The organism is Micromonospora sp. NPDC049679 (assembly GCF_040659735.1).
Lineage (GTDB): Bacteria > Actinomycetota > Actinomycetes > Mycobacteriales > Micromonosporaceae > Micromonospora_I.
This window is the reverse complement of record NZ_JBFANZ010000047.1, coordinates 20053-27947: the sequence shown is the minus strand read 5'-3', so window position 1 is coordinate 27947 and position 7895 is coordinate 20053. Positions and strand designations below refer to the sequence as shown.

6 protein-coding genes are annotated in these 7895 nt (G+C 71.3%); 5 read left to right on the top strand and 1 reads right to left on the bottom strand.

The annotated features are described in order from the left end of the window. The 3 genes from AB0J06_RS23340 to AB0J06_RS23330 all read left to right on the top strand — a co-directional run. Positions 1-575: class I tRNA ligase family protein (locus AB0J06_RS23340; RefSeq protein WP_357431294.1), on the top strand; the 575-nt coding region annotated here is incomplete at its 5' end. Beyond that, the gene (locus AB0J06_RS23335; protein ID WP_357431292.1) at positions 572-1924 is read left to right on the top strand and encodes a folylpolyglutamate synthase/dihydrofolate synthase family protein; all 1353 of its coding nucleotides are present in this window, start codon (positions 572-574) and stop codon (positions 1922-1924) included. The genes AB0J06_RS23340 and AB0J06_RS23335, both read left to right, overlap by 4 nt. Beyond that, positions 1921-2292, top strand: a complete 372-nt coding sequence (locus AB0J06_RS23330; protein ID WP_357431290.1) for a DUF4233 domain-containing protein — start codon at positions 1921-1923, stop codon at positions 2290-2292. Before AB0J06_RS23335 ends, AB0J06_RS23330 begins: the two co-directional genes overlap by 4 nt. A 30-nt stretch (positions 2293-2322) precedes the next feature. Here AB0J06_RS23330 and AB0J06_RS23325 read toward each other — a convergent pair whose 3' ends face one another. Then, the gene (locus tag AB0J06_RS23325; RefSeq protein ID WP_357431288.1) at positions 2323-3756 is read right to left on the bottom strand and encodes a VOC family protein; all 1434 of its coding nucleotides are present in this window, start codon (positions 3754-3756) and stop codon (positions 2323-2325) included. Positions 3757-3911: 155 nt separating this feature from the next. On the opposite strand from AB0J06_RS23325, the gene ndk reads away from it, so the two are divergent. Beyond that, a complete protein-coding gene (gene ndk, locus AB0J06_RS23320) occupies positions 3912-4337 on the top strand; it encodes a nucleoside-diphosphate kinase (protein WP_357431286.1) in 426 nt (141 codons plus the stop codon). A 399-nt stretch (positions 4338-4736) separates the two neighbouring features. Continuing rightward, entirely contained in the window at positions 4737-7883 is a 3147-nt protein-coding gene (gene ileS / locus AB0J06_RS23315) for an isoleucine--tRNA ligase (protein WP_357431284.1), read from the top strand. Positions 7884-7895: the final 12 nt, after the last annotated feature.

The following is a 7895-nucleotide window of genomic DNA, read 5'->3' as shown; positions in this document are numbered from 1 at the left end:
AGCTGCTGCACCCGGTCATCCCGTTCGTGACCGAGGAGCTCTGGACGGCGCTGACGGGCGGCGAGACGGTGGTCACCGCCGCCTGGCCGGTCGCGGACCGGGCGCTGCTGGATGATGGCGCCGAGGCGGAGGTGGGCATGCTGCAGCGGGTCGTCACGGAGGTTCGCCGGTTCCGTTCGGACCAGGGGCTCAAGCCGGGGCAGCGGGTGTCCGCACGCCTGTCGGGGCTGCCCGGCGCCGGGATCGCGGCGCACGAACCGCTGATCCGGTCGTTGGCCCGGCTCGACCCGGCGGGCGACGAGTTCGCCGCGACGGCAACGCTGGCGGTGGCCGGCGGCGTCACGGTCGACCTCGACACCCGCGGCTCGATCGACGTGGCGGCGGAGCGGGCGCGGCTGGAGAAGGACCGGGCGGCGGCCGAACGGGAGGCGGCGCAGTGCCGGGCCAAACTGGGCAACGTGGCCTTCATCGACAAGGCGCCGGAGCCGGTCGTCGACAAAATCAGGACGCGGTTGCTCGCGGCCGAGGCTGATCTCGTCCGCATCTCCGCCGCGCTGCAGGCGTTGTCGGCATGAGCGCGAAGAACGCCAGACCCGAGGGCTCGGAGTTTGCCCAGGTCGACGCGGAGCTGACGAGCCGCGGCTTCACCCGGATGGTGTTCGACCTCGGGCGGATCGAGCAGATGCTCGACGTGCTGGGCAGTCCGCAGCGTGCCTACCCGGCGATCCACCTGACCGGCACCAACGGCAAGACCTCGACCGCCCGCATGATCGACTCTCTGTTGCGGGCGTTCGGGCTGCACACCGGCCGCTACACCAGCCCGCACCTGGAGACGGTGCGGGAGCGGATCAGCCTGGACGGCGAGCCGGTGAGCGAGGAGCGCTTCGTCTCGACGTACCGGGACATCGCGCCCCTCGCGGCGCTGGTCGACAAGCGGGCCAGTGAGCCGCTGACGTACTTCGACATGACCACCGCGCTCGCGTTCGCGACCTTCGCCGACGCGCCGGTCGACGTCGGGATCATCGAGGTCGGGCTCGGCGGGGCGGACGACGCCACCAACGTGCTCGGCGCGGGGGTCTGCGTGATCACCCCGATCGGGCTCGACCACACCGAGTGGCTCGGCGACACGATCGAGGACATCGCGCTGGCCAAGGCGGGCATCATCCACCGGGACGCGACGGTGGTCTGCGCCGCGCAGGAGGAGGAAGCGGCCCGTCCGATCCTCGAACGCTGCGCCGAGGTGGGCGCCACGATCGCCCGGGAGGGCAGCGAGTTCGGGGTGATGCGGCGGGCGGTCGCGGTCGGCGGGCAGGTGTTGACCCTGCAGGGCCTCGGCGGGGTCTACGAGGACGTGTTCGTCCCGCTGCACGGCGCGCACCAGGCGCAGAACGCGGCGGTGGCGCTCGCCGCCGTCGAGGCGTTCCTCGGCGCCGGGGCCACCCGGATGCTCGACGTCGAGATCGTCCGGGAAGGCTTCGCCGGCACCTCCTCGCCCGGCCGCCTGGAGCGGGTACGCAACGCGCCGACCGTCCTGCTCGACGGCGCACACAATCCGCACGGGATGACGGCGACCGTCACCGCGTTGCAGGAGGAGTTCGCCTTCAGCCGGCTGGTCGGGGTGCTCGCCGTGCTCGGGGACAAGGACGCGGCCGGCCTGGTCGAGCTGCTGGAGCCGGTGCTGGACGCGCTCGTCGTCACCACCAACAGCTCTCCCCGGGCCATGCCGGCCGAGGAACTCGCCGCCGTCGCGATCGAGTTCTTCGGCGAGGACCGGGTGACCGTGGCGGACAACATTCCGGACGCCATCGAGGAGGCCGTCGCCTCGGCCGAGTCGCGGGTCGACCGGGAACTGAGCGCGGTCGGGGTCCTCATCACCGGCTCGATGGTCACCGTCGCGGACGCGCGTCGGCTGTTCAAGCGATGACCGCGTCTCCGGAAACGTCCGGCGGTCAGCGTCCGTCGGGACTGCGGAACCCGGTCCGGGCGGTGCGCGGGCTCGGCGCCGGCACGCTCGGCATCGAGACGCTGGTGCTGCTGATGGCGATCCTGCCGATCAAGGTCCTCGGCGGGCCGCGTACGGGCGCCGCGATGGGGGCAGTGCTGGCCCTCACCGTGCTCGCGGCGGTGCTGGCAGGGTCGATGCGGCGCAGTTGGGCGTGGCACGCCGCGACCGTGCTGCAGGGGTTGCTGCTGCTCGCCGGATTCCTGCACTGGTCGCTGGCGGTACTGGGCGTGATGTTCGCGCTCGTCTGGGCATACGTGCTGCACGTCCGCCGCGTGATCCTCGGCTGACCGCGCGATGCGAAGGGGGCGGCGGCGGGCTCAGTCCGCCGACCGCTCCCGCCATTGTGTGATCGCGATGCCGTGCCCGTCGGGGTCACGGAACGCCGCCGCCCACAGCTCCAGCTTCGCGCCACGGTTGACCGCGCGGGGAGCGTAGGTGAACCGCACGCCCTTGGTCTTCAGCTCCTGGTAGACCGCCCCGACGTCGTCCACTTCCAGATTGAGGTGGACGAGGCGGCGGTTGATCGGCGCCACGTCGCGGATCGCCCGGAGCACCAGCCGGGTCGCCCCGGACGCCAGTACGGCGTTTCCGTCGCCGCCATCGATCTCGAAGAAGCCGAGCATGTCGCGGTAGAACGCGACCGACCGGTCCAGGTCGGCGACGAGCACGGTGATGCCGACCCCGTGGATCGGACCCGTCGCCCCCGGTTGGACGCCCGGCTCGGGCGCGCCCAGACCGCCGAGGACCGCCTCCTCCTCGACCGGATCGTGCAGACCACCCGCCGGCTCGTCCTGCCAGGCGGCGGTGGGACGCGCCCCGCTCGCGACGGGCCCGGTCGCGGCGGCGTCCGGCGGCGGGTCGATCAGGACGGTCCCGGCCGCCGGGGCGGCCGACTCCGCCCGTGCGGCCGGCGTCTCGGTCGCGGCGGCGGCCGGCCCGGCCCCGCCGACGACCGGCCCGGGTGTCGGGTCGGGCTCGTCGGGGCGGGGACGGGGGCTGGGCTTCGCGCGACGGGGCAGCGGCACGCTCGATGGCGGATCGACCAGGGTGCCCTCCAACACGATCGGGCCGCCGCCCGGCGGTTGGTGCACGACCACCCGATCGTCGCGCAGCCCGATCAGGTCGTCGGTCAGGTCGGCCGTGACCGGCTCGCCCCGCTCCGGGGGCAGCAGATCGTCATCCGTGCCCCGGCGCACCCACGGCGGGACCTCGTCGCCGACCAGGAGTTGATCGTCGATCAGGATGTCGTTGACGAGCGGGTCGCGGTCGCCGTCGTCGTACAGCGGCGGCGCCCCGTCGTCGGTGGTCGCGGCCTCCGCATGGGTGAGCACGTCGTCCCAGAGGATCCGGACGTGCCGCTGGTCGTCGATGGCCACCATGATCGGCAGGGTCGCGCCCGGGTCCGGCCACTTCGCCACCGGCACCCGTGGGTCCCGGACCTTGACCGATCGCGGTGGCAGCCCCGGCGCGTCGATCAGAATCTGCAGCTCGCAGCGGCCGTACGCCGAGGCGGCGGGGGGCTCGGAGACGCTGCGCACGTGGGCGGTGCCGGCCACCCAGGCGCGGGCGCCTCCGCGCAGCGCCGTGACCAGGACCAGGCTGACGGCGAGCACCAGCAGTGCGACCCCGAGGGCCACGATCGCCCAACTGGTCATGCCGGCGCCGAAGAGCATCACGAAGGTGGCCACGGTGCCCAGGACCGCGGCGATGAGCTTGCGTACGGTTGCTACCGGTCGGCGGCCGTTCGCCACAGTGGACCTCCCTGCGTCAAGGCCAGGCTAGGCCCGCCCGGCCAGTGATGGAAGACCAGGAATGATCGTCGGCGGACCGGCCGACCCGGGTGCCGGCCGGCTCGCTAGGCTGACACCGCTCAGCCGTACCCGATCTCGCCCAGGAGGAATCACCCGTGTCCAGCAGCACCTCCGTCGAGCGCACGCTCGTACTGATCAAGCCAGATGCGCTCCGGCGTGGCCTGGTCGGGGAGATCCTCGGGCGGTTCGAGCGGAAGGGCCTCGCCGTCGACGCGATGGTGCTGCGCACGATGGACGCGGCGCTCGCCGACGCGCACTACGCCGACCACGTCGAGAAGCCGTTCTACCCGCCGCTCAAGGAGTTCATGACCGGCGGCGCGCTGGTCGCGCTGGTGCTCTCCGGCGACTCGGCGATCGAGGTCGTCCGTACCCTGGTCGGCTCCACCGACGGCCGCAAGGCCGCCGCCGGCACGATCCGCGGCGACCTCTCCCTCTCCAACCGGGAAAACCTCGTGCACGCCTCGGACTCGCCGGAAAGCTCGGCCCGCGAGATCGCTCTCTGGTTCCCGGATCTGGGCTAGCAACCCGGCCGTTTGTCGTGCTCGGCGACGACGAAGACACCGCTGATCAAGGGCGTGTTCCCGCGATGAGAGATCAAACCGTCTGAACACGTCCTTGATCGACAGGCAGATGAGCCCGCGCCGGCAAATGCGGGTGAGTCGCAATCGTCGCGTCAGGTAGCCTTGGAGACCGAACAGGCGTTGACCCGGCCATCACCGGTGAGCCTCCGGAAGAACGGGCCGCCAGGCCTCAGTAGAACCGGACGGGTCCGGCCCGTCACAGCCGGCCAACGAGCGGGCGGTCGATCTCGACCGTCAAGCGGGGTGGTACCGCGGGTCCGCGGCGCGTCGGCATGGCGCACCGCACGACTCGTCCTCGCAGTCCACTGACAGTGAACTGCACGAGGAGAGCGACCCGCGATGGCATACCCGAAGAACGCCCCCGATGGCACCGGCGTGCCGGCGAGCCCGGATCTGCCCGCGGTGGAGCGCCGCGTGCTGGAGCACTGGACGGCCGACAAGACCTTCGAGGCCAGCGTCGAGGCGCGTGAGCCCGGCCCCAACGGCTCGAACGAATACGTCTTCTACGACGGGCCGCCGTTCGCCAACGGTCTGCCGCACTACGGCCACCTCTTCACCGGCTACGTGAAGGACCTGGTGCCGCGCTACCAGACGATGCGCGGGCGCCGGGTCGAGCGCCGCTTCGGCTGGGACTGCCACGGTCTCCCCGCCGAGGTGGAGGCGGAGCGGCAGCTCAACATCACCAGCAAGGCCGAGATCCTCGACCTGGGCGTGGAGCGCTTCAACGACGTCTGCCGCACCTCGGTCCTCACCTACACGCAGGACTGGGAGCGCTACGTCACTCGGCAGGCCCGCTGGGTGGACTTCGCCAACGACTACAAGACCCTCGACGTGGACTACATGGAAAGCGTCATGTGGGCCTTCAAGACCCTGCACGACAAGGGCCTCGTCTACGAGGGCTTCCGGGTGCTGGCCTACTGCTGGCGCTGCGAGACCCCGCTCTCCAACACCGAGACGCGGATGGACGACGTCTACCGCGACCGGCAGGACCCGACGGTGAGCGTCTGGTTCCAGCTCACGGCCGCGGACGACGCGCCCGAGTTGGTCCGTGGGCCGGTGAAGGTCGGCGTCTGGACGACGACGCCGTGGACCCTGCCGTCCAACCTGGCGCTCGCCGTCGGTCCCGACATCGACTACGCGGTGCTGGAGCGCGACGGCGAGAGGTTCATCGTCGGCGCGGCGCGGGTGGCCGCGTACGCCAAGGAGCTCGAGGGTTACCAGCAGGTCGGCACGGTGCGTGGCGCCGATCTGGTCGGACGCCGCTACACCCCGCTCTACGACTTCCTCGCCGACCAGGCCGGCCCGAACGCCTTCCAGGTGCTCGGCGCCGACTTCGTCACCACCGAGGACGGCACCGGGGTCGTGCACATGGCGCCCGCCTTCGGCGAGGACGACCAGAACGCCTGCAACGCGGCCGGCATCCCCACCATCGTCACCGTCGACGAGCACACCCGGTTCACCTCGCTCGTCCCGCCGTACGAGGGCCAGCAGGTCTTCGACGTCAACAAGCCGGTGATCCGCGACCTCAAGGACCGTGGTCTGGTGCTGCGGCAGGACACCTACACGCACTCCTACCCGCACTGCTGGCGCTGCGACACTCCGCTGGTCTACAAGGCCGTCTCATCGTGGTTCGTCGCGGTGTCCCGGTTCCGTGACCGGATGGTCGAGCTCAACCAGGAGATCACCTGGACGCCGACGCACGTCAAGGACGGCTCGTTCGGCAAGTGGCTGGCCGGGGCCCGGGACTGGTCGATCAGCCGCAACCGGTTCTGGGGCTCGCCGATCCCGGTCTGGAAGTCCGATGACCCCAGCTACCCGCGGGTGGACGTGTACGGCTCGCTGGAGGAGCTGCAGCGCGACTTCGGGGTGCGGGTCGCCGACCTGCACCGCCCCCACATCGACGATCTCACCCGTCCCAACCCGGACGACCCGACCGGGCGTTCCACGATGCGGCGGGTGCCGGAGGTGCTGGACTGCTGGTTCGAGTCGGGGTCGATGCCGTTCGCGCAGGTGCACTATCCGTTCGAGAACCGGGAGTGGTTCGAGGACCACTACCCGGGCGACTTCATCGTCGAGTACATCGGGCAGACCCGCGGCTGGTTCTACACGATGCACGTGCTGGCGACGGCCCTGTTCGACCGGCCGGCGTTCCGCAACTGCGTCAGCCACGGCATCCTGCTCGGCGCGGACGGCCGCAAGATGTCCAAGAGCCTGCGCAACTACCCGGACGTGTACGAGGTGTTCGACTCGCACGGCTCCGACGCGATGCGCTGGATGCTGATGTCCTCGCCGGTGTTGCGGGGCGGGGACATGCCGGTCACCGAGGCCGGCATCCGCGACGCCGTACGCCAGGTGCTGCTGCCGCTCTGGAACGTCTGGTACTTCTTCTCGCTCTACGCCAACGCCGACGGGTACGAGGCGGTCCGCCGCACGGACAGCCCGCACCTGCTCGACCGGTACGTGCTGGCCAAGACGAGCGAGCTGGTCGAGCAGGCGACCCGGCAGCTCGACGAGTACGACATCTCCGGCGCGTGCGGCTCGGTGCGCTCCTACCTCGACGCGCTGACCAACTGGTACGTCCGCCGGTCCCGCGACCGGTTCTGGAGCGGTGACAAGGATGCCTTCGACACCCTGTTCACCGTGCTGGAGACGCTGTGCCGGGTGGTCGCGCCGCTCGCCCCGCTTACCGCGGAGGAGATCTGGCGGGGCCTGACCGGGGAGCGGTCGGTGCACCTCACCGACTGGCCCTCCGCGGAGGAGTTTCCGACGGATCACGAGCTGGTCGCGGCGATGGACGCGATCCGCGAGGTGTGTTCGGCGGGGCTCTCGCTGCGCAAGGCGAAGGGGCTGCGGGTGCGGCTTCCGCTGCCCGCGCTGACCGTGGCGACGCCGGCCGCGGACGCGCTGCGCCCGTTCGCGGATCTGGTCGCCGACGAGGTGAACGTCAAGTCGGTGGTCTTCACCGATGAGCTCTCCCGCTACTGCGAGCAGGTGCTCACGGTGGTGCCGAGGGCGCTCGGCCCGCGCGTCGGTGGACAGGTGCAGTCGGTGATCAAGGCGGTCAAGGCGGGGGAGTGGACGCTCGTCGACGGCGCCCCGGTGGCCGCGGGGGTGACGCTGCAGGAGGGCGAGTACGAACTCCGGCTCGTCGCGGCCGACGCCGAGCACTCCGCTCCGCTGCCCGGTGGGGAGGGAGTCGTCGTGCTCGACACGACGGTGACGCCCGAGCTGGCCGCGGAGGGACTCGCCCGGGACGTCGTACGCGTGGTGCAGCAGGCCCGTCGCGACGCCGACCTCGACGTCTCGGACCGGATCACCGTCACGCTGGCGGCTCCGCCGGAGGCCGTGGAGGCGGTGCGCACGCACGCCGATTTCGTGGCGCGTGAGGTGCTCGCCGACTCGGTCGCCTTCGACCCGGCCGCGACCGGGTTCGAGGGCGAGGTCGGCGAAGGCCAGCGGATCTCCGTGTCGGTGAACCGCGTCTGATCCACCCATTTC

Coding starts and splice junctions, on each gene's coding strand:
- AB0J06_RS23335 (WP_357431292.1), top strand. CDS start 572: ATGAGCGCGAAGAACGCCAGACCCGAGGGCTCGGAGTTTGCCCAGGTC.
- AB0J06_RS23330 (WP_357431290.1), top strand. CDS start 1,921: ATGACCGCGTCTCCGGAAACGTCCGGCGGTCAGCGTCCGTCGGGACTG.
- ileS (WP_357431284.1), top strand. CDS start 4,737: ATGGCATACCCGAAGAACGCCCCCGATGGCACCGGCGTGCCGGCGAGC.